22 protein-coding genes, 1 tRNA gene and 1 pseudogene are annotated in these 24,390 nt (G+C 70.7%); 13 read left to right on the forward strand and 11 right to left on the reverse strand.

Annotated features, from left to right (window positions below; genetic code table 11):
- The first annotated feature begins 191 nt into the window (after positions 1-191).
- From nhaA to QHG49_RS16260, 4 genes are all read left to right on the forward strand, one after another.
- Positions 192-1,634 (forward strand): Na+/H+ antiporter NhaA, encoded by a 1,443-nt coding sequence (nhaA, locus tag QHG49_RS16245; RefSeq protein WP_301490137.1) that lies wholly within the window; start codon positions 192-194, stop codon positions 1,632-1,634.
- Positions 1,635-1,732: 98 nt separating this feature from the next.
- A complete protein-coding gene (locus tag QHG49_RS16250) occupies positions 1,733-2,221 on the forward strand; it encodes a phage holin family protein (RefSeq protein WP_145488070.1) in 489 nt (162 codons plus the stop codon).
- Positions 2,218-3,162 (forward strand): alpha/beta fold hydrolase, encoded by a 945-nt coding sequence (locus QHG49_RS16255; RefSeq protein ID WP_301490138.1) that lies wholly within the window; start codon positions 2,218-2,220, stop codon positions 3,160-3,162. The genes QHG49_RS16250 and QHG49_RS16255 overlap by 4 nt, the downstream gene beginning before the upstream one ends.
- A 139-nt stretch (positions 3,163-3,301) precedes the next feature.
- Complete coding sequence (locus tag QHG49_RS16260) at positions 3,302-3,481, forward strand: hypothetical protein (protein WP_078967505.1); 180 nt, start codon at positions 3,302-3,304, stop codon at positions 3,479-3,481.
- 49 nt (positions 3,482-3,530) lie between these two features.
- Here the strand turns inward: QHG49_RS16260 and QHG49_RS16265 are convergent, their stop codons facing one another.
- From QHG49_RS16265 to nth, 3 genes are all read right to left on the reverse strand, one after another.
- The gene (locus tag QHG49_RS16265; RefSeq protein ID WP_301490139.1) at positions 3,531-4,730 is read right to left on the reverse strand and encodes a MarP family serine protease; all 1,200 of its coding nucleotides are present in this window, start codon (positions 4,728-4,730) and stop codon (positions 3,531-3,533) included.
- Between the two features lie 122 nt (positions 4,731-4,852).
- Entirely contained in the window at positions 4,853-5,548 is a 696-nt protein-coding gene (locus QHG49_RS16270) for a CoA pyrophosphatase (RefSeq protein ID WP_145488075.1), read from the reverse strand.
- 55 nt (positions 5,549-5,603) lie between these two features.
- Positions 5,604-6,575 (reverse strand): endonuclease III, encoded by a 972-nt coding sequence (gene nth / locus QHG49_RS16275; protein ID WP_301490140.1) that lies wholly within the window; start codon positions 6,573-6,575, stop codon positions 5,604-5,606.
- A gap of 325 nt (positions 6,576-6,900) precedes the next feature.
- Between nth and QHG49_RS16280 the strand changes: the two genes are divergently transcribed.
- Together QHG49_RS16280 and QHG49_RS16285 are read left to right on the forward strand one after the other, a co-directional pair.
- Positions 6,901-7,575 carry a Crp/Fnr family transcriptional regulator gene (locus QHG49_RS16280; protein ID WP_145488079.1) on the forward strand — a complete coding sequence of 225 codons (675 nt, stop codon included), beginning with the start codon at positions 6,901-6,903 and terminating at the stop codon, positions 7,573-7,575.
- Between the two features lie 119 nt (positions 7,576-7,694).
- Complete coding sequence (locus QHG49_RS16285; RefSeq protein ID WP_301490141.1) at positions 7,695-8,534, forward strand: nucleotidyltransferase domain-containing protein; 840 nt, start codon at positions 7,695-7,697, stop codon at positions 8,532-8,534.
- Between the two features lie 18 nt (positions 8,535-8,552).
- Here the strand turns inward: QHG49_RS16285 and QHG49_RS16290 are convergent, their stop codons facing one another.
- The 4 genes from QHG49_RS16290 to QHG49_RS16305 form a co-directional block, all read right to left on the reverse strand.
- Positions 8,553-9,383, reverse strand: a complete 831-nt coding sequence (locus QHG49_RS16290; RefSeq protein WP_145488082.1) for an MBL fold metallo-hydrolase — start codon at positions 9,381-9,383, stop codon at positions 8,553-8,555.
- Positions 9,380-10,273, reverse strand: coding sequence for an NUDIX hydrolase (locus tag QHG49_RS16295; RefSeq protein ID WP_145488083.1), 894 nt, complete (start codon positions 10,271-10,273; stop codon positions 9,380-9,382). The genes QHG49_RS16290 and QHG49_RS16295 overlap by 4 nt, the downstream gene beginning before the upstream one ends.
- Before the next feature lie 88 nt (positions 10,274-10,361).
- Positions 10,362-10,826 carry a RidA family protein gene (locus tag QHG49_RS16300; RefSeq protein ID WP_301490142.1) on the reverse strand — a complete coding sequence of 155 codons (465 nt, stop codon included), beginning with the start codon at positions 10,824-10,826 and terminating at the stop codon, positions 10,362-10,364.
- Positions 10,823-10,981: a DUF4177 domain-containing protein gene (locus QHG49_RS16305; protein WP_018547934.1), complete on the reverse strand. Its 159-nt coding sequence runs from the start codon at positions 10,979-10,981 to the stop codon at positions 10,823-10,825. The genes QHG49_RS16300 and QHG49_RS16305 overlap by 4 nt, the downstream gene beginning before the upstream one ends.
- Before the next feature lie 100 nt (positions 10,982-11,081).
- Between QHG49_RS16305 and QHG49_RS16310 the strand changes: the two genes are divergently transcribed.
- Positions 11,082-12,059, forward strand: a complete 978-nt coding sequence (locus tag QHG49_RS16310) for an ArsA-related P-loop ATPase (protein ID WP_145488087.1) — start codon at positions 11,082-11,084, stop codon at positions 12,057-12,059.
- Positions 12,056-13,489, forward strand: coding sequence for an ArsA family ATPase (locus QHG49_RS16315; RefSeq protein WP_301490144.1), 1,434 nt, complete (start codon positions 12,056-12,058; stop codon positions 13,487-13,489). Before QHG49_RS16310 ends, QHG49_RS16315 begins: the two co-directional genes overlap by 4 nt.
- Before the next feature lie 117 nt (positions 13,490-13,606).
- Here the strand turns inward: QHG49_RS16315 and wblA are convergent, their stop codons facing one another.
- Positions 13,607-13,945, reverse strand: a complete 339-nt coding sequence (gene wblA, locus QHG49_RS16320; protein ID WP_172427591.1) for a transcriptional regulator WblA — start codon at positions 13,943-13,945, stop codon at positions 13,607-13,609.
- Positions 13,946-14,439: 494 nt separating this feature from the next.
- Here wblA and QHG49_RS16325 point away from each other — a divergent pair, with 494 nt between their 5' ends.
- On the forward strand, positions 14,440-16,794 hold the full coding sequence (locus tag QHG49_RS16325; protein WP_301490145.1) for a transglycosylase domain-containing protein: 2,355 nt from the start codon (positions 14,440-14,442) through the stop codon (positions 16,792-16,794).
- Positions 16,795-16,897: 103 nt separating this feature from the next.
- On the opposite strand, the gene QHG49_RS16330 is transcribed toward QHG49_RS16325, so the two are convergent.
- The gene (locus QHG49_RS16330) at positions 16,898-17,365 is read right to left on the reverse strand and encodes a GatB/YqeY domain-containing protein (RefSeq protein WP_159703615.1); all 468 of its coding nucleotides are present in this window, start codon (positions 17,363-17,365) and stop codon (positions 16,898-16,900) included.
- Positions 17,366-17,459: 94 nt separating this feature from the next.
- Between QHG49_RS16330 and QHG49_RS16335 the strand changes: the two genes are divergently transcribed.
- The 3 genes from QHG49_RS16335 (at position 17,460) to QHG49_RS16345 (ending at position 19,326) form a co-directional block, all read left to right on the forward strand.
- Positions 17,460-18,386 (forward strand): metallophosphoesterase, encoded by a 927-nt coding sequence (locus tag QHG49_RS16335; RefSeq protein ID WP_159703612.1) that lies wholly within the window; start codon positions 17,460-17,462, stop codon positions 18,384-18,386.
- 67 nt (positions 18,387-18,453) lie between these two features.
- Positions 18,454-19,185, forward strand: a complete 732-nt coding sequence (locus QHG49_RS16340) for a Pr6Pr family membrane protein (protein ID WP_145488092.1) — start codon at positions 18,454-18,456, stop codon at positions 19,183-19,185.
- 67 nt (positions 19,186-19,252) lie between these two features.
- A tRNA-Pro gene (locus tag QHG49_RS16345) sits at positions 19,253-19,326 on the forward strand.
- A 185-nt stretch (positions 19,327-19,511) separates the two neighbouring features.
- On the opposite strand, the gene QHG49_RS16350 is transcribed toward QHG49_RS16345, so the two are convergent.
- A complete protein-coding gene (locus QHG49_RS16350) occupies positions 19,512-22,544 on the reverse strand; it encodes a hypothetical protein (protein WP_301490146.1) in 3,033 nt (1,010 codons plus the stop codon).
- A gap of 5 nt (positions 22,545-22,549) precedes the next feature.
- Between QHG49_RS16350 and QHG49_RS16355 the strand changes: the two genes are divergently transcribed.
- A protein-coding gene (locus QHG49_RS16355; protein WP_370530469.1) for an IS5 family transposase occupies positions 22,550-23,424 on the forward strand; the annotation gives its coding sequence in 2 pieces (ribosomal slippage) (positions 22,550-22,943 and positions 22,943-23,424; 876 coding nt in all).
- A 94-nt stretch (positions 23,425-23,518) separates the two neighbouring features.
- Here QHG49_RS16355 and QHG49_RS16360 read toward each other — a convergent pair.
- Positions 23,519-24,267: pseudogene (locus QHG49_RS16360) on the reverse strand (transposase family protein).
- Positions 24,268-24,390: the final 123 nt, after the last annotated feature.

The raw sequence follows: 24,390 nt of genomic DNA on the forward strand, positions 1-24,390 counted from the left end.
AAGGGGCGCCCGGCACTCGCCGGGCGCCCCTTCCGCACGTCAGGGCCCACCGGTCCGGCTCGCCTTTCCCTCGCCCGAGAAGTTAGGTAAAGTAACCAAAGCGTCAAGAAGTCAACAAGATCCGCATGAGGTGCGCCGGGAAGTCTGGTCGGCAGGTACGTCGTCCTGCCCGCTTCCGGAGGTCCCCCATCGTGACCGCGCCCCGCATCCCGCACCCCGCCCGCAAGGCCCTCGGACGCCTGTCCCTGCCCGAGCGGACCTATGTCGCGGACGCCCTGCGCACGGAGACCGTCGGCGGAGTGCTCCTGCTGATCGCCGCCGTGACCGCCCTGATCTGGGCGAACGTCCCGGCGCTGCGCCACAGCTACGAGGCGGTCAGCCACTTCAGCTTCGGCCCCGCCGCCCTCGGCCTCGACCTGTCGGTCGCCCACTGGGCCGCCGACGGCGTCCTCGCGATCTTCTTCTTCGTCGCCGGTATCGAGCTCAAACGCGAACTGGTCGCCGGCGACCTGCGCGACCCCAGGGCGGCCGTGCTCCCCGTGGTGGCCGCCCTGTGCGGCATGGCCGTACCCGCCCTCGTCTACACCGTCACCAACCTCGCCGGACACGGCTCCACACAAGGCTGGGCGGTGCCCACCGCCACCGACATCGCCTTCGCGCTCGCCGTCCTCGCGGTGATCGGCACCTCGCTGCCCAGCGCCCTGCGCGCCTTCCTGCTCACCCTCGCCGTCGTCGACGACCTCTTCGCGATCCTGATCATCGCGGTCTTCTTCACCGACCGGCTGAACTTCGCCGCCCTCGGCGGCGCGTTCCTCGGCCTCGCCGTCTTCTGGCTGCTGCTGCGCAAGGGCGTACGCGGCTGGTACGTCTACCTGCCACTCGCGGCCGTCAACTGGGCGCTGATGTACAACAGCGGCGTGCACGCCACCATCGCCGGGGTGGCCATGGGCCTGATGCTGCGCTGCACCACCCGCGCGGGCGAGGAGCGCTCGCCCGGCGAGCGCGTCGAGCACCTGGTGCGGCCCCTGTCCGCCGGATTCGCGGTGCCGCTGTTCGCGCTGTTCAGCGCCGGGGTGGTGGTGTCCGGGCGGGCGCTCGGCGACCTGTTCACCCGACCGGAGACCCTCGGCGTGGTTCTGGGCCTGGTCCTCGGCAAAGCGCTCGGCATATTCGGCGGCACCTGGCTGACCGTCCGCTTCACCCGCGCCTCCCTGAGCGAGGACCTCGCCTGGGCGGACGTCTTCGCGGTCGCCTCGCTCGCCGGCATCGGCTTCACGGTCTCGCTGCTCATCGGCGAACTGGCCTACGACGGCGACGCGCTGCTCACCGACGAGACCAAGGCCGCCGTCCTCGCCGGTTCCCTGATCGCCGCGGTCTGTGCCACCGTGCTGCTGAAGATACGCAACGCCAAGTACCGGCGGCTGTGCGAGGCCGAGGACCGCGACGACGACCTGGACGGCGTCCCCGACGTCTACGAGGAGGACGACCCGGCGTACCACCTGCGCATGGCCCGGATCCTGGAGCGCAGGGCCGCCGAACACCGGCGGATCGCCGCCGAACGGACGGCCGCGGCGGGCGACGGGAGTGCGGAAGCAGCGGGCGGGGCAGGCGCCGGGGGCGGCCGTCCGGCATGATCTGACGAGACGGTACAAATCAAGACGGTGACCCGGGGCAGGGCGGCGGCCCGCCCGGCAGGCCCGGGGACACGGAAGAACTCGTAAGGGAGAACGCGATGAGCGCACCCGACGGCAGCCCGGTCGGCGCCGAACGCAGCATCGGCCAGCTGTTCGCCTCGGCGACGACCGATTTGTCGGCGCTGGTGCACGACGAGATCGCGCTGGCCAAGGCGCAGCTCAAGCAGGACGTGAAGCGCGGCGCGACCAGCGGTGGCGCGTTCTCGATGGCGGGCGCGGTCCTGGTCTTCTCCCTGCCGATGCTCAACTTCGCCCTGGCGTACGGCATCCGCACCTGGTCCCACTGGAACCTGGCGATCTGCTTCGTGCTGTCCTTCGCGGCCAACGTGCTCGTCGCCGGTCTGCTGGCCCTGATCGGTGTGGTGTTCGCGAAGAAGGCCAAGAAGGGCCGGGGCCCGCAGAAGGTCGCCGCCTCCGTGAAGGAGACCGCGAACGTCCTCGGCAAGGCCAAGCCGCACCCGCGCCCGGAGCTTCCCGAGGATCGCAGCCCCGCGGCCATCGAGGCTGTGGCACGCTCGTCGTCATGACGGACCCCGCTCATGACCCCGCTCCTGCCTCGCTGGTGCGGATCGGCCTGCCCGGACACCAGGTGATCCACCGGGACGTCGCCGCGAACGGCGCCCGCTTCCACATCGCGGAACTCGGCGACGGCCCCCTGGTGCTGCTGCTCCATGGCTTCCCGCAGTTCTGGTGGACCTGGCGGCACCAGCTGGTCGCCCTCGCGGAGGCCGGCTACCGGGCGGTGGCCATGGACCTGCGGGGCGTCGGCGGCAGCGACCGCACACCGCGCGGCTACGATCCGGCCAATCTCGCCCTGGACGTCACCGGCGTCATCCGCTCCCTCGGCGAGCCGGACGCCGCACTCGTCGGGCACGACCTCGGCGGCTATCTGGCGTGGACCGCGGCGGCCATGCGTCCCAAGCTGGTGCGCCGGCTCGCGGTGGTGTCGATGCCCCATCCGAGGCGCTGGCGCGCGGCGATGCTGCGCGACGCCCGGCAGACGGCCGCCAACTCCTACATCTGGGGCTTCCAGCGCCCCTGGATCCCGGAGCGTCAACTCACGGCTGACGACGGGGAGCTGGTGGGCCGTCTGATCCGGGACTGGTCCGGGCCGCGCGAGCCGGAAAACGAGGCGGTGCGCACGTACCGGCGCGCCATGTGCATCCCCTCCACCGCGCACTGCTCCGTCGAGCCGTACCGCTGGCTGGTGCGCTCCCTGGCACGCCCGGACGGCGTGCAGTTCTACCGCAGGATGAAGCGCCCGGTGCGGGTGCCCACGCTGCATCTGCACGGTTCACTCGATCCGGTGAGCCGCACGCGCAGCGCCGCCGGTTCCGGGGAGTACGTCGAAGCGCCGTACCGCTGGCGGCTGTTCGACGGACTGGGGCACTTCCCGCACGAGGAGGACCCGGTGGCGTTCTCGACGGAGCTGGTCAACTGGCTGCGGGACCCCGAGCCCGACCGGTGACGAGACGGTGACGGGACCGGTGCGCGGAGTATCCGGTTCCTCGCCGCTTGTCCCCCGTTCGGCCACATGCCTGCCGCATACGCCAATTGGCCGCCGTCCAAGCGGTTATCGACCTTGGGGCGGGGGCACACGGACGGGTATGGGCTTGACGCACGACTACAGTGACGCACCCCGCAACCGCCGCTCGGCCACGGGCCTGAGCATGCCTCAGCGAGGCACCCCGCAACTCGCGGAAGGCGAACTGCGGGTGGGGATCCCGCGCATCCTGCGCCGCCGGGCCCGCTGGGTCTCGGTGCGCCTGCGTCACCCGCGCAACTGAACCGGCCTCGCGGCTCACAGCGCGCGGCGGTTTGTACCCAGCTGCTCGCTCACAGCGCGCAGCTGTCCGTACCCACCTGCTCGTTCGCCGTGCGGCCGCGGGCGATGTCCGGCCGGATCTCGTCCGCCGTCAGCGCGTAACCGGTCTCGGCGTCGTCCAGGGACTTGGCGAACACCACCCCGTAGACCCTGCCGTCAGGGGTGAGCAGGGGTCCGCCGGAGTTTCCCTGGCGGACGGTCGCGTACAGCGAGTAGACATCGCGGCGCACGCTGCCGCGGTGGTAGATGTCCGGGCCGTTGACCGAGATGCGCCCGCGCACCCGGGCCGCGCGCACGTCGTACGAGCCGTTCTCCGGGAAGCCGGCCACGATCGCGCCGTCGCCCCCGGTCGCGTCCGGCGCGGCGAACTTCAGCGTGTCCGCCTTCAGGTCCGGTACGTCGAGTACCGCGATGTCGCGCTTCCAGTCGTACAGCACCACCTTGGCGTCGTAGCGCCGCCCCGCTCCGCCTATCTGCACGGTCGGCGCGTCCACCCCGCCGACGACGTGCGCGTTGGTCATCACGCGGCGGTCGGCGAAGACGAAGCCGGTGCCCTCCAGGACCTTGCCGCAGCTCTGCGCGGTGCCGGTGACCTTGACGATGGAGCGCTGGGCATGGGTGGCGACCGGGCTGCCGGCGAGGGCCGGGTCCGGTGGCTGGACGTCCTTGATGGGCTCGTCGGAGAACGGGCTGAAGACCTGCGGGAAGCCGTTCTGCGCGAGGACGGAGGAGAAGTCCGCGAACCAGCCGTCGGCCTGGGCGGGCAGCGCCCGGGAGACCCCGAGCAGCACCTTGGAGCCGCGCACCTGCTTGCCGAGGGTCGGCAGGGTGGTGCCGGCCAGGGCGGAGCCGATCAGCCAGGCCACCAGGAGCATCGCCACCACATTGACCAGCGCGCCGCCGGTGGCGTCCAGGGCGCGGGCCGGGGACCAGGTGATGTGCTTGCGCAGTTTGTTGCCCAGGTGGGTGGTCAGGGCCTGCCCGACGGAGGCGCAGACGATGACGACGACCACGGCCACGACGGCGGCGGTGGTGCTCACCTCCGCGTTGTCGGTCACCGCGTCCCAGACCACGGGCAGCGCGTACACCGCCGCGAGGCCGCCGCCCAGGAAGCCGATCACCGACAGGATGCCCACGACGAAGCCCTGGCGGTAGCCCACGACGGCGAACCACACGGCAGCGACCAGCAACAGGATGTCCAGCACGTTCACCGCTTCAGGCCCTCGCCTACTCCATTCCGCTTCCCGCGGCTCCAACAAGGCGTCCGGCCCGCCCCCATGGGAACGGAGGGACCCCGCGTCCCCGGGAAAGAGACAGCACGGGGATCACCCTGTCATGAGCTCCAGTCGAGCGGGGACAGCTTCTCCCGGTCCCAGGGTCGCTCCCAGCCCGCGTAGTGCAGCAGCCGGTCGATCACCCCGGCCGTGAAACCCCACACAAGGGTCGATTCGACCTGGAATGCCGGGCCCCGGAACCCGCTGGGGTGGACGACGGTGGTGCGGTTGGCGGGGTCCGTGAGATCCGCCACGGGGACCGTGAACACCCGCGCCGTCTCGTTCGGGTCCACCGCGCCGACCGGGCTGGGCTCGCGCCACCAGCCGAGGACGGGCGTGACGACGAAGCGGCTGACCGGGATGTACAGCCGGGGCAGCACGGCGAACGGCTGCACGCCCCGGGGGTCGAGCCCGGTCTCCTCCTCGGCCTCGCGCAGGGCGGCGCGCAGCGGGCCCTCGCCGAGCGGGTCGCCGTCCTCGGGGTCGAGGGAGCCGCCCGGGAAGGACGGCTGGCCCGCGTGCGAGCGCAGCGAGCCGGAGCGCTCCATGAGCAGCAGTTCGGGGCCGCGAGGACCCTCGCCGAACAGGATGAGCACGGCCGACTGGCGGCCCGAGCCGTTCTCGGGCGGCAGGAAGCGGCTGAGCTGGCGGGGCTCGACGGTCTCGGCCGCGCGCGCCACCGGGGCCAGCCAGTTCGGCAGTCCCCGGCCGTCCAGCACCACCGCGTCGCCTCGCGTCTCACTGGCCCATGTCATCGCCCACCCCCGTCATTCCGTGTCGTCCAACGCCGGGGGCACCGGGATCGTTCCGTCACGCGGCCCCCAGCGGCGGGGCGGGCCTGCCGCCCGCGTCCAGATAGGCCTGGGGCGGGTTGAGCCGCTGGCCGGGCAGGCCGCCCTTCTCGTACTTCAGCAGCTTCTTCGCCTTCTCCGGATCGGTCTCGCCCTCGCCGTAGGCCGGGCAGAGCGGGGCGATCGGGCAGGCGCCGCAGGCGGGCTTGCGGGCGTGGCAGATGCGGCGGCCGTGCCAGATGACGTGGTGGGACAGGTCGGTCCAGTCGCTCTTCGGGAACAGCGCGCCGACCGCGGCCTCGATCTTGTCGGGGTCGGTCGCCTCGGTCCAGCGCCAGCGCCGCACCAGCCGCTGGAAGTGCGTGTCCACGGTGATCCCGGGGCGCCCGAAGGCGTTGCCGAGCACCACGAAGGCGGTCTTGCGGCCGACGCCGGGCAGCTTGACCAGGTCCTCCAGCCGCCCCGGCACCTCACCGCCGAAGTCCTCCACCAGCGCCTTGGAGAGCCCTATGACCGACCGGGTCTTGGCCCGGAAGAACCCGCAGGGGCGCAGGATCTCCTCGACCTCCTCCGGGTTGGCGGCGGCCAGGTCCTCGGGGGTGGGATAGCGGCCGAAGAGTCCGGGGGTCGTCTGGTTGACCCGCAGATCGGTGGTCTGGGCCGACAGGACGGTCGCGACCAGCAGCTGGAAGGGGTTCTCGAAGTCCAGCTCCGGATGGGCGTACGGGTACACCTCGGCCAGTTCGCGGTTGATCCGGCGGGCCCGGCGGACCAGCGCGGTCCGCGACTCCTTGCCCACCGGTTCGACGGCGACCTTCTTGGCGGCCACGGCCTTCTTCACCGGGACCGCGCCACCGGCGGCCACGGCCTTCTTCGCCGGGGCGGCCTTCTCCCTCGCCGGGGCGGCCTTCTTCACGGAAGGCGCTTTCGCGGCAGATGCCGCCTTCCCGGCAGACCCTGCCTTCCCTGCCGAACCGGTCTCTTCCGCCATGTCAGCCTTTTTTCTACTTTTCCTACTGCCTCCGGGGCCCTGTTCGCCCACAGCGGAATCGCGACGTACAACCACCCGCTAAGCCCCCTTGGCCTGTGCTCTCACCGGCGATTTGGACACCCGGCCAGCCTAGAGCCCGGCACCGACATCCGCCCCGGACCCCGAAGATCGGCCCCCGATTGGACCCCTGACGCTTACCCCGGCACACCGGTGCGGCATCCTTGTGACAGATCACACTGTTTGGACCGTCCGGCAAAATGAGAACACGGTCCCTGGCACACAGGGGGAGCACGTTCCCCTGAGCAGGTCGACAAGGAGAGAACTCGTGGACGACGTTCTGCGGCGCAACCCGCTCTTCGCGGCGCTCGACGATGAGCAGGCCGCGGAGCTTCGCGCCTCGATGGGCGAGGTCACCCTCGCTCGCGGCGACTCCCTGTTCCACGAGGGCGACCCGGGCGACCGCCTGTATGTCGTCACCGAGGGCAAGGTGAAGCTGCACCGCACCTCCCCCGACGGCCGCGAGAACATGCTCGCCGTCGTCGGTCCCGGTGAGCTGATCGGCGAGCTGTCGCTGTTCGACCCGGGCCCGCGCACGGCCACCGCGACCGCGCTGACCGAGGTCAAGCTGCTCGGCCTCGGCCACGGCGACCTCCAGCCCTGGCTGAACGCCCGCCCCGAGGTGGCCGGCGCCCTGCTGCGCGCCGTCGCCCGCCGGCTGCGCAAGACCAACGACGCCATGTCGGACCTGGTCTTCTCCGACGTCCCCGGCCGCGTGGCGCGCGCCCTGCTCGACCTGTCGCGCCGCTTCGGCGTGCAGTCCGAAGAGGGCATCCACGTCGTCCACGACCTCACCCAGGAGGAGCTGGCCCAGCTGGTCGGCGCCTCCCGCGAGACCGTCAACAAGGCCCTGGCCGACTTCGCCCAGCGCGGCTGGCTGCGCCTGGAGGCGCGCGCGGTCATCCTGCTGGACGTGGAGCGACTGGCCAAGCGGTCCCGCTGACGCGCGGTCCTTCCCCGGTACGACATCCAGGGCGCGGCTCCTCGGGGGCCGCGCCCTGAGTCGTCCCTCCCCGCATAAACCGGCTGCCCCGGACCGGTCGGACACGGCACGATGGCGCCATGCCCGGACCGCCCGCCCCACCCCGCCCCCACGGCCTCGACCCCGACGGCTTCTTCCTCCGCGAGGGCTCCCTCGCGCGCGTGCCCGCCGCCTTCCGGCCGGTCGTGGCCGCCGTACGGGAGCGGTTGCCGGAGGTGTTCGGGGCGCGCCTGGACGGGGCGTACCTCTACGGGTCGATCCCCCGGGGCACCGCGCGGGTGGGCCGCAGCGACCTGGACCTGCTGATCGTCCTGCGCGAGGAACCGGCCGACGCCGACCGCGCCGCCGTACGCGCCCTCGGCGAGGACCTGGACCGGCGGTTCCCGGAGATCGACGGGGCCGGGACGCTGCTGTACGGCCGGGAGCGGCTGCTGAGCGAGCCGGAGCGGTACGACATGGGCTGGTTCCTGGCCTGTCTGTGCACCCCGCTGCTCGGCAACGACCTGGCCGGGCGGCTGCCCCGCTACCGCCCCGACTCCCCGCTGGCCCGCGGGACCAACGGCGACCTCGCCCGGCTGCTGCCCCGCTGGCGCGAGCGGATCGCGGCCGCCGGGGACGACGAGGCCGCCCGGCGGCGCCTGGTGCGCTACATGTCCCGCCACCTCGTCCGCACCGGCTTCACGCTCGTCATGACCCGCTGGAACGGCTGGACGAGCGATCTGCGCGAGATGGCCGAGGTCTGCGGCGCGTACTACCCCGAGCGGGCCGCACAGCTGCTCACGGCGGCCGAGTACGGCCGGGAGCCCGTGGGCGACCCGCGGGTGCTGCGCGGCCACGTCGACGACCTGGGCCCCTGGCTCGCCGCCGAGTACGCGCGCGTGCACGGCGTGAAGAGCCAGGGGCCGGAGGGCGCGGCCTAGACCGGCCCTGGACCGGCTCTAGATCAGGCCGTGCTCGCCGAGGTACTCCAGCTGGGCCCGGACCGAGAGTTCCGCGGCCGGCCACAGGGAGCGGTCGACGTCGGCGTAGACATGGGCGACGACATCGGCCGCGGTGCGGTGGCCGTTCTCGACGGCGGTCTCCACCTGGGCGAGCCGGTGGGCGCGGTGGGCGAGGTAGAACTCCACGGCGCCCTGGGCGTCCTCCAGGACCGGACCGTGCCCCGGCAGCACGGTGTGCACGCCGTCGTCCACCGTGAGGGAGCGCAGCCGGCGCAGGGAGTCCAGGTAGTCGCCGAGCCGCCCGTCGGGGTGCGCCACCATCGTCGTGCCGCGCCCGAGGATGGTGTCGCCGGTCAGCACCGCCCGGTCGGCCGGGAGGTGGAAGGACAGCGAGTCCGAGGTGTGCCCGGGGGTCGGTACGACCCTCAGCTCCAGGCCGCCGGTGGTGATCACGTCGCCCGCTGCCAGGCCCTCGTCGCCGAGGCGGAGGGCCGGGTCCAGGGCCCGTACCCGGGTGCCGGTCAGCTCGGCGAAGCGGCCCGCGCCCTCGGCGTGGTCCTCGTGCCCGTGCGTGAGCAGGGTCAGGGCTATCCGGCGGCCCGCCTTCTCCGCCGTGTCCACGACCGCGCGCAGATGGCCCTCGTCCAGCGGGCCCGGGTCGATCACCACGGCCAGATCGGAGTCCGGCTCGGCGACGATCCAGGTGTTGGTGCCGTCCAGGGTCATCGCGGAGGCGTTGGGCGCGAGGACGTTGACGGCCCGGGCGGTGGCGGGCCCGGAGCCGACCGCGCCCCTGGGCTGGCCGGGCAGCGCGCTCGCGTCGGTCATGCGCGGCCTCCCCCGGTCGCGTCGGCGGGCGCCGGACTCGACGGAACGTGCTTGGTGAACTCCTCGTGCCCCGGCCAGGACAGCACGATCTCGCCGTCCGCCAGCCGGGCGGTGGCCTGCACCGGCGTCAGATCGCGCGCGGCGGCGGCCGCGAGGGCCTCGGCGGCGGTGCCGTACGGCAGCAGCTCGCGCAGCGCGGCGATGGTGGGCGGCATCATCAGCAGCTCGCCCCGGTCGTATCCGGCGGCGGCCTCGGCCGGGCGGATCCACACCGTGCGGTCGGCCTCCGTGGAGGCGTTCCGGGTGCGCTGCCCCTTCGGGAGGACGGCAACGAAGAACCAGGTGTCGTAGCGGCGCGCCTCGAACTCCGGGGTGATCCAGCGCGCCCAGGCGCCCAGCAGGTCCGAGCGCAGCACCAGGCCGCGCCGGTGCAGGAACTCGGCGAAGGACTGCTCGCGCGCGACCAGGGCGGCGCGGTCCGCCTCCCAGTCGTCGCCCGTGGTGTCGCCGACGACCGTGTCCGGGCCGGGCCCGGCGAGCAGGACGCCCGCCTCCTCGTACGTCTCCCGGACCGCCGCGCAGACGATCGCCTGGGCGCCGGCCTCGTCGACTCCGAGCCGTTCGGCCCACCACGCGCGCGGGGGGCCCGCCCAGCGGATCCGCGTGTCGTCGTCGCGCGGGTCGACGCCGCCCCCGGGATACGCGTACGCGCCTCCGGCGAAGGCCATGGAGGCGCGTCTGCGCAGCATGTGGACGGCCGGTCCGGCCTCGGTGTCCTTCAGCAGGAGCACCGTCGCCGCGCGCTTGGGGGACACCGGGGTGAGGGTGCCGTCCGCGAGCGCGCGGATACGGTCCGGCCACTCCGGGGGGTACCACTGACCGTTCGCCATGGCCGGAGGCTATCCCGTGTAGGGCGAATGTTCGAGAGGTACCCGAGGCGCCGGGCGGCGCGGGCCGTGTCGGCGGTGCGGGACGGGGCTACGGGACCAGCTCGACCTGGATCTCGACCTCGACCGGCGCGTCCATCGGGAGCACCGCGACGCCGACCGCGCTGCGGGCGTGCACGCCCTTGTCGCCGAGGATCTCGCCGAGCAGTTCGCTGGCGCCGTTGAGCACACCGGGCTGGCCGGTGAAGTCGGGCGCGGAGGCGACGAACCCGGTGACCTTGACCACGCGCGCGATCCGGTCCAGGTCGCCGGCGACGGACTTCACGGCCGCCAGCGCGTTCAGCGCGCAGGTGCGGGCCAGGTCCTTGGCCTCGTCGGCGGTGACCTCGGCGCCCACCTTGCCGGTGACGGGCAGCTTGCCCTCGACCATCGGCAGCTGGCCCGCGGTGTACACGTAGGCACCGGACCGCACGGCCGGCTGGTAGGCGGCCAGCGGCGGTACGACCTCCGGCAGGCTCAGGCCCAGACCGGCCAGCCTCTCCTCGACCGCGCTCATGCCTGCTTCTCCCGCTTCAGGTAGGCGACCAGCTGCTCGGGGTTCGGTCCGGGCACGACCTGGACGAGCTCCCAGCCGTCCTCGCCCCAGTTGTCCAGAATCTGCTTCGTGGCATGGACGAGCAGCGGCACGGTTGAGTATTCCCACTTGGTCATGGGCCGACTGTATCCGCTGTGACCGATCACTCCCTCGTCGTCTCCCCGTTATCCACAGCCTCCTGCGTGACGGTCGGCCGGACTGGTTAGTCTCGAAGACGTGAGCAGGCTCCAGGTCGTCAGCGGCAAGGGCGGGACCGGAAAGACGACGGTCGCCGCCGCACTCGCGCTGGCCCTCGCGACCGAGGGGAAGCGGACGCTTCTCGTGGAGGTCGAGGGCCGGCAGGGAATCGCACAGCTCTTCGAGACGGAGGCGTTGCCGTACGAGGAGCGGAAGATCGCGGTGGCTCCCGGGGGCGGGGAGGTGTACGCACTGGCCATAGACGCCGAACTGGCCCTTCTGGACTACCTCCAGATGTTCTACAAACTGGGCGGCGCCGGCCGAGCCCTGAAGAAGCTCGGCGCCATCGACTTCGCCACCACCATCGCGCCCGGCATCCGGGACGTCCTGCTGACCGGCAAGGCGTGCGAGGCGGTGCGCCGCAAGGACCGCGGCGGCCGGTTCGTCTACGACTACGTGGTCATGGACGCGCCCCCGACCGGCCGGATCACCCGCTTCCTCAATGTCAACGACGAGGTGGCGGGCCTGGCGAAGATCGGCCCGATACACAATCAGGCGCAGGCCGTGATGCGGGTCCTCAAGTCGCCGGAGACGGCGGTGCACCTGGTGACGCTGCTGGAGGAGATGCCGGTCCAGGAGACCGCCGACGGCATCGCCGAACTGCGCGCGGCGCGGCTGCCGGTGGGCCGGGTCATCGTGAACATGGTGCGGCCCGAGGTGTTGGACACCGAGGATCTGGAACTCGTCCGGACGGTGGACCACACCGCCCTGGCCCGCTCCCTGTCGGCCGCCGGCCTCGGCGGCGCGCGGCGCGGCGGGAACGCGGAGAAACTGGTGGACCCGCTGCTGGCCCAGGCCGCGGAGTACGCCGAGCGCCACGCCCTGGAGCAGGAGCAGCGCGGTGTGCTCGGCGAGCTGGGGCTGCCGCTGCACGAACTGCCGCTGCTCGCCGAGGGAATGGACCTGGCGGGCCTGTACGAACTCGCCGCCGAGCTGCGTGAGCAGGAGGTGTCATGACAGCCGAGGAGCAGGGCACGGCCGCCAAGCGCGAGACGGCGGCCGAGGACCGGGGCGAGGGCCGCGACGGGGCCGGGGGCCGGGGCGGGGCCGAGGGGCGGGAGGCGGCGGCCCGGCGGCTGGCGTCCTCCCGGACGCTCGACGTCGACGCGCTGCTGGACGACCCGAAGACGCGCATCGTGGTGTGCTGCGGCTCCGGCGGCGTCGGCAAGACGACCACCGCCGCCGCCCTGGGCCTGCGCGCGGCCGAGCGGGGCCGCAAGGTGGTCGTGCTCACCATCGACCCGGCCCGCAGACTGGCCCAGTCGATGGGCATCGACTCCCTCGACAACGTTCCCCGCCGGGTGAAGGGCACCGACGGCGACGGCGAGCTGCACGCCATGATGCTCGACATGAAGCGCACCTTCGACGAGGTCGTGGAGGCGCACGCGGACCGCGAGCGGGCGGCCGCGATCCTGGCGAACCCCTTCTACCAGTCGCTCTCGGCGGGCTTCGCGGGCACGCAGGAGTACATGGCCATGGAGAAGCTGGGCCAGCTGCGGGCGCGGGACGAATGGGACCTGATCGTGGTCGACACCCCGCCCTCCCGCTCGGCCCTGGACTTCCTGGACGCCCCCAAGCGGCTCGGCTCGTTCCTGGACGGCCGGCTGATCCGCCTGCTCACCGCCCCCGCCAAGCTGGGCGGCCGCGCGGGCATGGCGTTCCTGAACGTCGGGATGTCGATGATGACCGGCACCCTGGGCAAGCTGCTCGGCGGCCAACTCCTGAAGGACGTCCAGACGTTCGTGTCCGCGATGGACACCACCTTCGGCGGCTTCCGCACCCGCGCGGACGCCACGTACAAGCTGCTCCAGGCGCCCGGCACCGCGTTCCTGGTGGTGGCGGCCCCGGAGCGGGACGCGCTGCGCGAGGCCGCGTACTTCGTGGAGCGGCTGGCCGCGGAGGACATGCCGCTGGTGGGTCTGGTGCTCAACCGGGTGCACGGCAGCGGCGCGGGCCGGCTGTCGGCCGAGCGGGCGCTGGACGCCGCGGAAAATCTTGCGGACCACGGCATTGTGGATCAGGGGGGCGGGAAAGCTGGACTTCGTAACTCTCCCGACACGTACGGCAGTTCACAACCTCACGCATCCGAGAGCGCAACCGGCACCGACACATCCGGCACTTCCCACGACGGCTCCCCCACCGACGAGGAACGTTCCGTCGACCGGCTCGCCGAGGGCCTGCTGAGGCTGCACGCCGAACGCATGCATCTCCTGGCACGCGAGCAGCGCACGCGTGACCGCTTCACCGCCCGCCACCCCGAGGTGGCGGTGGTCGACGTACCCGCCCTGCCCGGCGATGTGCACGACCTCACGGGCCTGCGCGACATCGGCGACCGCCTCGCGGCGGGCGCGCCCACGGAGCCCACGGAGCGCGCGGAACCGTCCTAGCGGACGCGGCCCGCACGGCGAACACGTTCCGCACGGCGGACACGGCCCGTCCCAGCGGACGCGGTCGCGCTCACCTGGTCTCCTGGCCGGACCCGAGAGGCCTCGGGCCCGCGGTGCTCAGCTCACGGCCGCGTAGTTCTCGTACACCTCGTCGCTGTCGAGGCTCACGAAGCCGCTGCCGCGCTCGTACTCCGAGCGGGCGGTCTCCAGCAGCCTGCGCCAGGAGGTCACGGTGGGCCGCCGGCGCAGCAGGGCGCGGCGCTCCCGCTCCGTCATGCCTCCCCACACGCCGAACTCGACGCGATTGTCCAGCGCGTCCGCCAGGCACTCGGTGCGTACCGGACATCCGGTGCACACCGCCTTGGCTCTGTTCTGCGCTGCTCCTTGAACGAACAGTTCATCCGGATCGGTAGTGCGGCAGGCAGCCTGCGCACTCCAGTCGGTTACCCAGCCCATACCGGCGCCGTCCTCTCCCGAATCGAGGCTCCCCCACGGCGGCAGCGGCATATTCACCGCCGCCAGTTGAGGACGTTACGGAAGGTGGGGACAGCGCAACACCCCCGTCGGGCCCAATCTTGAATGGCCCGAACGGACTATGGGTAAGCGGCAGATCACCCGCGGGAGTGAGCTGGCGACATATGCGACTGTCCCGGCAAACCAGGACAGCTACGGTGCGCCACAGCGGGCATCAGGTGACACACGAGGCGCAATCGGACGCGGCTCGGGGCACGACACGGGTGGTTCGCGACGCTTCGGGACGCCGGACGCAGTGGTACGGGGCCGCACCGCTGTGACAGTTGGGAGCAGCTTAGGCCAAGGGCTGCACGCCTGTCCGGCAAATGGAAACGTAGGCAGGTCAGGCGGCCCGCGGGGCCCCGTACCGGTCACGGAACATCCCGAAGGCAAGCCGCTCCCTCAGAACGCTCAGGAGTACGGATTAGGCTGCCCCCATGCCAAAGAAGCGCTCGGGCGGTGGTCTGTCGCCGTTGCAGCAGGCCGCGAAGTTCCTCGGTGTCAGTGTGCTCGCGGGAGCCGTGATGGCGGGCATCGCGCTGCCCGCGGCCGGCGCCCTGGGCCTCGCGGCCAAGGGCTCGGTCAAGAGCTTCGACGAGATCCCGGCCAACCTGAAGAGTCCCCAGCTCAGTCAGCGCACGACGATCCTGGACGCCAAGGGCGCGCAGATCGCGAGCGTGTACAGCAGGGACCGTACGGTGGTCGACCTCAAGGACATCTCGCCGTACATGCAGAAGGCGATCGTCGCGATCGAGGACTCGCGCTTCTACCAGCACGGCGCGATCGACCTCAAGGGCGTGCTGCGCGCCCTGAACAAGAACGCGCAGGAGGGCGGGGTCGCGCAGGGCGCCTCCACGCTCACCCAGCAGCTGGTGAAGAACTACTTCATCGAGGAGGCCGGCGACGACCCGACGAAGGTCGCCGAGGCCACCCAGCAGACCATGGGCCGCAAGGTCCGGGAGCTGAAGTACGCGATCCAGATCGAGGAAGAGCTCGGCAAGAAGAAGATCCTCGAGAACTACCTGAACATCACCTTCTTCGGTGAGCAGGCGTACGGCGTGGAGGCCGCCTCCGAGCGGTACTTCTCCAAGCACGCCAAGGACCTGAGCCTCCAGGAGTCCGCGCTGCTGGCCGGCATCGTGCAGTCCCCGAGCCGCTACGACCCGGTCAACGACGAGGCGGAGGCCACCAAGCGCCGCAACACCGTGCTCCAGCGCATGGCGGAGCTGGGCGACATCTCCCCGCAGGAAGCCGCCCAGGCCAAGCGCGAGCCGCTCGGCCTCAAGCCCAGCCAGCCGAAGAACGGCTGCATCACCGCCGTCCAGGGCGCCGGTTTCTTCTGCGACTACGTGCGCGAGGTCTTCCTCACCGACCCGGTCTTCGGCAAGACCAAGGAGGCGCGCGCGAAGCTGTGGAACCAGGGCGGTCTGACGATCCGTACGACGCTCGACCCGCAGGCCCAGCAGTCCGTGCAGAACTCCATCAAGGAGCACGTCTACAAGTCCGACCAGGTGGCGACGGCCGCGACGATCGTCGAGCCGGGCACCGGCAAGATCCTCGCCATGGGCCAGTCCCGGCCGTACGGCTTCGGCACGAACGAGACGCAGATCAACCTGTCGGTGAACCAGGGCATGGGCGGCGGCGCGGGCTACCAGCCGGGTTCGACGTTCAAGCCGATCGTCGCGGCGGCCGCGATCGAGGGCGGCAAGTCCCCGACACAGCAGTACTCGTCGCCGTACGAGATGCCGTACCCGAGCCCGGTGGCCGCCTGCAACGGCAAGATCTGGCGCAACGACCCGGCCAAGCCGGCCAAGCTGACCAACGAGAACGAGTCGGAGCACGGGCCGTACGGCATGAAGGAGGCGACCGCCAAGTCGGTCAACACCTACTACGTGCAGCTGATCAGCGACATCGGCATCTGCCCGGTGATCGACATGGCGAAGAAGATGGGCGTGGCGCGCGCCGACGGCCGCCAGATCGACCAGGCCCCCTCGATCGCGCTCGGCACCCAGGAGATGTCCCCGCTGACGATGGCGAACGCGTACGCCACCTTCGCCTCGCGCGGCATGTACTGCACCCCGGTCGCCATCGAGTCGGTCACCCAGACGACCGGCAGCCGGGTGAAGTCCCTGCCGGTGCCGCGTTCGACCTGCTCGCGCGCGATGTCCGAGAGGACGGCGGACACCGTCAGCACGCTCCTCAAGGGCGTGGTCGAGGACGGCACCGGCCAGGAGGCGGGTCTCGGCGACCGCCCGAGCGCGGGCAAGACCGGTACGACGGACGAGCGCTTCGCCGCCTGGTTCGTCGGCTACACGCCGAACATGGCGGGCGCGGTCTGGGTCGGCGACCCGCAGCACCGGCGCCACATGGTCGACATCACCATCGGCGGCATCCCGCACGACAAGGTCTACGGCGGTGAGGTCCCCGGCCCGATCTGGCGCGACATGATGAACGGCGCCCTGGAGGGCAAGCCGACCGAGGACTTCAACCTGGTCGACATCCCGGACGACAACGGCTCCGGCGACAACCACCAGGGACAGGTCCCGGGGCAGGGCCAGGGGCAAGGGCAGGGTCAGGGTCAGGGTCAGGGCAACAACGGCGGTCAGCACGGCGGCGCCGACGGCGGCGGCCGCGGACAGCTGATCGGCGGCCTGCTCGGCGGTCTGACCGGCGGCGGCGCGACCGGCGGCGGTGACAACGGCGGCGCGGTGCCGCCCGGCACCGTCATCCAGGGGCAGACGAACGGCGGCGCGAACGGCCGGGCGGTCGGAGGGACCGGCGGCCGCCGCTAGGGCCGCTCCTTCGGATCTCGTACGACGGCGGGGCCGCACCCTTTGTTCCGGGTGCGGCCCCGCCGCCGTACTGTCCTGGTCGTGCCGCTCTCGGTCCCCGGGGTCAGCCCTGGAGGAGCTTCTTCACCGCGGCGGCGACGCGGCCGCCCTCGGCCCGGCCGGCCACCTTGGGGTTCACGATCTTCATGACGGCGCCCATGGCCCGCGGCCCCTCGGCACCCGCCGCCCGGGCCTCCGCGACGGCCTCGGCGACGATCGCGTTCAGCTCGTCGTCGGACAGCTGCTGGGGCAGGTACTCGGCGAGCACCTCGCCCTCCGCCTTCTCCCGCTCGGCGGACTCGGCGCGGCCGCCCTTCGCGAAGGCGTCGGCCGCCTCGCGGCGCTTCTTCGCCTCGCGGGTGATCACCTTGAGGACCTCGTCGTCGGACAGCTCCCGCTTCTCCTTGCCCGCGACCTCCTCATTGGTGATCGCCGAGAGGGTCAGCCGGAGCGTCGAGGAGCGGAGCTCGTTGCGCTCCTTGATCGCGGTGTTGAGGTCGTCCTGGAGCTTCGACTTGAGCGTGGTGGTCATGTGGTCGATTGTCTCAGGTGCGGGGCGGGCGGTGCCTGCCGATTTAACGGGCGGCCGGTCCCGGGTGGCGGCCGCGGTCTGACACGATGGTCATATGCGCGCGCGATACGGAATTCCCCTGGGAATCATGGCGGCAGGCGCCGCCGGTCTGGCGTACTCGGTGGGCTTCGAGGCCCGCTCCTTCCGCCTGCGACGGGTGACCGTCCCCGTCCTGCCGCCGGGCATGCATCCGCTGCGCGTGCTCCAGGTCTCCGACATCCACATGGTCGGCGGCCAGCGCAAGAAGCAGCGCTGGCTGCGCTCGCTGGCGGGCCTGCGGCCGGACTTCGTGATCAACACGGGCGACAATCTGTCGGACCCGGAGGGCGTGCCGGAGGTGCTGGACGCGCTGGGACCGCTGATGGAGTTCCCGGGGGCGTACGTCTTCGGCTCCAACGACTACTACGGCCCCAAACTCCGCAACCCCGCCCGCTACTTGATGGAGAGGACGAGCGGCCGCCACGGTCTGAACGGCAACGCCCCGGCGGTCGGCGCGATCCACAACCCGTGGGAGGACCTGCGGGACGGCTTCGACGAGGCGGGCTGGGTGAACCTGACCAACACCCGCGGCGCCCTGAAGATCGAGGGCGTGTCGATCGAGCTGACCGGCCTGGACGACCCGCACATCAAGCGCGACCGCTACGCCAAGGTGGCCGGCGGCCCGACGGAGTCGTACGACTTCTCGCTCGGCGTCGTCCACGCCCCCTACCTGCGCGTCCTGGACGCCTTCACGGCGGACGACTACCCGCTGATCCTGGCCGGCCACACGCACGGCGGGCAGCTGTGCATCCCCTTCTACGGCGCCCTGGTCACCAACTGCGACCTGGACACGGACCGGGTGAAGGGCCTGTCCACGCACACGGCGGAGGGCCGTACCTCCTATCTGCACGTCTCGGCGGGCTGCGGCACCAACCGCTACACCCCGGTCCGCTTCGCGTGCCCCCCGGAGGCGACGCTGCTGACGCTGGTGCCGAGGTCGTGACGCATCCGGTAACTCACCTGGCGTAGCCCACATGGCCCTCACGCGGGCCCCTTCCTAGCGTGAGGGCATGACCGCCCAGATACCCAGGGAGATCCCGGGCCTGCCCCCCGTCTCGGCATCCTCCCCCCTGCTCCCGCGTTCCCCGGCGCCGGCGAGGGCGGTGCCGGTGCCGTCCCACAGCCCCCGGACCGCGGCGTACCGCCTGCTGACGGCGCTGCTCGCGGCGGCGGGCGTGGCCCTCGCCGTGCTGCGGAGCACCCCGGCGCACGCGCTGAGCTACTTCGGTGTGCAGGCGGGCGTGATCCTGGCCGTGACGATGCTCCTGTCCGCGTCCCGCACGTGGCGCGGCCACCGCGCCCTCCCCTCCTGGCTGAGCGGCGCGGCCCTGCTGTACGCCGTGGTGTCCGCGCTGACCTACCACCTGCTCCTGGCCGGGACCCCGTTCTCCATGACGGCGCTGTCGACGCCCCCGGAGCGCTGGCACACGCAGTGGATCACCCTCCAGCTCCTGCACACGGTGGCTCCCGCGGCGGCCGTGCTGGACTGGCTGTGCCTGACCCCGGCACCCCGGCTGCATCTGAACCAGGCCACGACCTGGCTCCTCTACCCCCTGGCCTACCTGGCCTTCTACCTCACCCGCGGGGCCCCCTACCTCTACCCCTTCCTGGACCCCGCCGCCCACGGCTACCGCATCACCCTGGCCAACGCGCTCCTGCTGGGCCTGGCGACCTACGCCCTGGCCGCCCTCCTCGTGGCCCTCGACCACACCCGCCCGACCCCGATCAGCCGCCACCTCTGAACCGGATTTCGTTTCCTGGCCCCCAGTGGGCTAAAGTAAACGACGTCGCCGCGACAAGCAGTGACATCGGGGTGTAGCGCAGCTTGGCAGCGCGCTTCGTTCGGGACGAAGAGGTCGTGGGTTCAAATCCCGCCACCCCGACAGCCAAAGTACCAGGTCAGGGGCCTGATCCGCTCAGCGGGTCGGGCCCCTGAGTGGTTCCGAGGGCTGTTTTGGGAGCCGACTCCATTTCCCGGCTCCCAAACGGCTCCCATCACCCCGTCGCCAAGGCCGCTCGATCATGCACCACGCTCGGCGGTCCACCCGTGATCACGGGGCCAGGTCTCTCACACCCCGGCATCTGGCCATTGCCACACTGTCGCGTCAACATCCGCGTCACGTACACCCCTCAGTCTCACGTCAGCCATGGATTCGACCTCGAAGAAGCGCAATGGATCGGTGATGATCCGCAGTGTCGGGGCACCTCTGCCCTCTTCCAGGTTCGAGGCGATGACGAGCGAGTAGTTATCTCCCTCTGCAAGCGCACGCGTGAGTTCCGCGCTAGTGAGAGAAACCTCGGCGGGTTCTGCCCCGCCATGAGCCTTGATCTCGTAGAAGTGGCCTGTTGAGTCGACGGCGTCAGCACCCAGTCGTTGAAGACCTCGCTGGTCTTCCAGGGTCCGTCCGCTCGCGTCCAGAATTTTGGCAAGCAGTGCCAGCGCTGTCTTCTCCTTGTCCCGGTCCTGGTAGCCGAGCAGGCCGGAACGCTCGTGGGGCGCAGCCCCGCCCTGGCGCGGTTGCGGCAGCGAGGCGGCACGCTGGCTCCTCTCGGAGGACGCAGAGCGAGGCTGCGGCGAGAAAGCCGTACGGGTGGCCTTCGGAGTACGCGCCTGCAATTCAGCCAAGGAGACCAGCTTGCGAGGCTCAACAGACGGAGGGGCAGGTGGGGACCCCACCCCGGAAGGCATGGGAATCGACGGAGGAACAGGGATGGACCGAGGTGACGGGGCTCCCGTTGGCGGCTTCGCCGGACCACTTGGCTGGGCCGGAACCGTGGGGCCCGGGGGCCGTGACAGTTCCCGCTCCCGCAACTGCGAGGCCAAACGCTCGCGGTCCTCATGATCTTGTAGACCGGACGGGACGAGCGGAGTACCGGGACCATCCTGCTGCCAGTCCATCTCCCAGAGATCGCGCCAGCGGTGGCTGACATGAATGCGCTCCCGGGAGAAGAGAGAGGCCACGGCCAGCCCTCCTCCCGGCTTGGTTCTTAGCGCCTCGGGACTACTGACGAAGAGCGCCTTGGCTTCCCCATCGACGTGTGCGTCGACCGGGACCTCGATCACCTCATGGTCCTCGCCCGGGTTCAACCGGATCCTCAGCCCCGGCAAGACCCGTACCTCAAGCTCCGTCAGCCAGGCCCAGTCCGTGAACGCCTCCGCAGCGGCTGGCTCATCCCGAACGAGATTGTCCTGCAGGCTGGTCACGGCCCAACGGAAGCCCTCGGTCAACTGCCGATCAGGACTTGCCCGGTCCGGGGCGACGACACGCGCTGCCGATGACTCCAGCTTGTGCACCTTAAGGACACTCAGCAGGTCGGTGAATTGCTGGAGATCTCCGCCCGGCTGCCAAACGTGCAGGTGCTGGCCGAGCGTACGCGCGATGGCGGGGTGGTCTACCGCGTAGACGGGCCGTTCCTGCGTCCAGCCGAGGGTGGTGCGCAGCGGCAGCCAGCGCAGCTTGGAACGCAGGCCAAGTGAGATGGGGCCATCAGTCGAAGTGACGGTGTCGGCGAGGGACCTCAGCGCCTCCAGCATCACGCGCTGCTGGTCCGCCTGGAGCTGGGTGCCATACTGCGCAATCTCCTTCAGCACATTAGCGAGGTCTTCGGGTTTCGGCTCCTTGATCCAGAGAGCATCCCAGAGCGGGTTCAACTCGGGATCAGGGATGGTGAAGGGGCGGAAGCCGCGGAGGATTGTGGGGCCACGGAAGCAGTCGCCCGCCCTTCGCCACCCCTGGTCGGTGAGCACAAAGTCCGAGCCGTTGAAGGCGTCCCGAACTTTCCGCAGTTCGCTGCGGGACGTACCTGCCGGCTCACTCTTCAGCCGCCCCGCCAGAGCCCGATAAACGAGGTAGACCTCGGCTTTGAGACGGTCGTCCACCATGCCCGGAGCCCCAGAGCGCTTCCGAAGTTCCCGCAATCGACTGATCAGCTGGGGAACGTCGGGGTCTCCATTCACCCCGAGAGCCGCCAGGACATCGATACGGTTAGACGTGGCCTCTTGGATCGCAGGGTGCAGGTACCCCGGGTCGTCCTGGCCATCTAGCGCCTGCGCGTCGCGTGTGCACAAGTGCACCTGCGCCGGAGTACGAAGTTTGCCACCGGTGTCCTCCAGCCAGGCGCTCTCCCGAAGCCGCCAGACCCAGAGGGCCGCCGTCTGGCCGCGTGAGATCCATCGTCGGCGCGCCTCAGCTGCTTGTACATCCGTGTGCTCGGAGGAGGTGATCATGCCGGGCCTGCCAAGCGTCTGTAGCAGGGCCGCTGTACGACGTCTGCGCTCCTGAGGGATCTGCTCGGCGATGATGTGTTGCACCACAGCGTCCAAGTCCGGACTGCTGCGGTCGTCCAATGTGTAGTCCGCACCCAATCGGCGCAGCTCTATCGTGCGCGCAGTTGGCGACATCCAGCAGCCCCGGGACAGACCGATGCGGAAGTCCGCCTCGTACTTCTTGGTCTCCCCGCTCGGCTGTAGCTCCATGAGCCTGGGTGCGTCCGCAACCCCGAGGACACGTAGGAAGGCCGTACGGCTCAGCCCGCACTGTGCTTGGGACAACAGGGTGCGTGAGTAGGACCGATGCACCCACTTGATGCCTGGAGTCTTTCCTGCGGCAACAGCGAAACGATCTCCGTCAGTGCTCTGCAGCATCTGGGGAAGGTAGGCGTGTGTAGGCGGCACCTTGCACGGCTTTTCGTTGCCGTCTGAGTCGTGCTCATAGCCATCGAGGAGTAAGGCGCTTCCGATCCCGGGACCGAGTCGCTCCCGCACCTTCTTCGATACCTCTCCCAAGGCTGCCTGGATGGCGACGAGTTGCTCGACTCCGCTCCCCGTCTCACCTCCGATTCGTCTACCACCGCGGCCCATCCGTTCGATTCGGCTCAGTACGGCCGCAGTGTCGTCACGCCGTACGAGACTGCCCTGTTTCCGCAGCCAGTCGAGAACGCGTCGGGACCACTGCGAGTTCTGCGCGTAACCGGCGTCAAGGTCGACAACGATACCCAGCGCGTCCAACGGGTTGGTGCCACGTGGTTCGGCGTCCTGTGGCTCCGCGAACGCGACGCCTAGGGTCTGTTGCGAAAGTGGATCTTGTTCGTTGATGATCACGTTCTGTGGGACGTGGGGATCTGACGAATGGGCAGTGGGCCCGGCTTGAGCCGTTGCTGCCGCGGGGCATCAAGCCGGGCCGGCCGCAGGTGTGGTCGAGGCCGCAGCTGATAGACGGCATACGGTGGCGGACCCGGGCCGGTGCTCCGTGGCGGGACGTGCCCGAACGTTATGGGCCGTGGGACCGGGTCTATGACCTGTTCCGGCGCTGGCAGCGGGACGGCACCTGGGCGAGGATCCTCACTCAGCTCCAGGCCGAGGCGGACGCGAAGGGCCTGATCACCTGGGACGTGAACGTCGACTCGACGGTCTGCCGGGCCCATCAGCACGCCGCCGGGGCGGTGAAAAGGGGGACTTGCAGAAGGAGTCGCCCGGTGGGGTCTTCGTCGAGCCGGCCGACCACGGTCTCGGACGGTCCCGCGGCGGACTGAGCAGCAAAATCCATCTCGCGGTCGAGCAGGGGCAGAAGCCCTTGTCGGTGGTGATCACGGCAGGGCAGCGGGGTGACTCCCCGCAGTTCGAGCCGGTCCTGGAGGCCATCCGGGTCCCTCGCCTGGGGCCCGGCAGGCCGCGCAAGCGCCCGGACCGGGTCCGGGCCGACAAGGCGTACGACTCGCGCGGTAATCGCTCCTACCTGCCCAGACGCGGGATCAAGGCCACCATCCCGGTGCCGGCGGACCGGGTCCGCAACCGCCTCAAGCGCGGATCGCATGGCGGGCGGCCGCCGAAGTTCGACAAGGACGACTACAAGCAGCGGCACGCGGTCGAGTGCGGGATCAACCGGCTCAAGCGCCACCGGGCCGTCGCCACAAGGTACGACAAACTCGCCGTCCGCTACGAAGCGACCGTGCTGGTCGCAGCCATCAACGAGTGGCTGTGACCAGCACTTTCACAACAGACCCTAGTGCCGTCGGCCGCAGACGCCGACCATCGGCTGCGATGATGCACGGCCGGATGCGCAGCAATGAGCTTCTTCAGCGTTGCCGCTCCAGTGTGAGGATGGCCTTGGCGATTGACGTCATGCGGTAGGGGCTGCATCGGGACCGGCGGAAGATACGCCAGGACTTCAGCCTCGCGACGCCGCGTTCGACGGGCGCTCGTGCTGCGGCCAGTGCCCGGTTGAGGGTCTTTTCGGTGGGAGCGAGTTCCTGCAGGGGTCTGCGCTGATGCCGGTGGTCAGCCACGGGCCGGCGCCCTGGTAGGCGAGATCGGCCAGGACGGGAACGCCCTGGCGCTCGCAGATTCGGATGATCTGGTGGGTGCGGGCGGCGGTCAGGTCGTGGGTGCGGCCCGGCAGGGCGGGCGAGAGCCACAGCAGCCGGCCGCCGGGGTCGGTGACGACCTGCACGTTCACGCCGTGGCGCCGGTGTTTGTGGGAGTAGTCGGCCCGGCCGTCGCCGACCCGGTCGCACTCGGCGAGGGTTCCGTCGAGCAGGACGAACTCGGGGTCGTGCGCGCGGAGCGTCTTCAGCAGGCCCGGTGCGCGTTCGGCGAGCAGGCCGACGACCGCACTGGTGTAGGCGTGGGCGGTGGACTCGCTGATCCCGAACCCGGCGGCGATCTTCGCCAGAGTGGTGTGCTCGCGCAGGTACACCAGTGCCACCATCGCGCGCTGGGACGGGCGGAGCTTGCAGCGCCGGTCGCCCTCACGGGTGACGATCAGCATGGTGACCCACTCCACGAGTGCATGCGGCAGGTCGAGTGCGGCAGGATGGATAACCAACGAGGCCCCCGAGCAACGTGATTGAGACGTCAGACATCTCGATCAACAGCCCGGGGGCCTCGCTCGTTGCGCTTCACGCCCCATCACCCGATCGGTGGCCAAGTCGAAGAAGCTCAGTGGGCT

The organism is Streptomyces sp. WP-1, assembly GCF_030450125.1.
In the GTDB taxonomy this organism is placed as follows: Bacteria; Actinomycetota; Actinomycetes; order Streptomycetales; family Streptomycetaceae; genus Streptomyces; species Streptomyces incarnatus.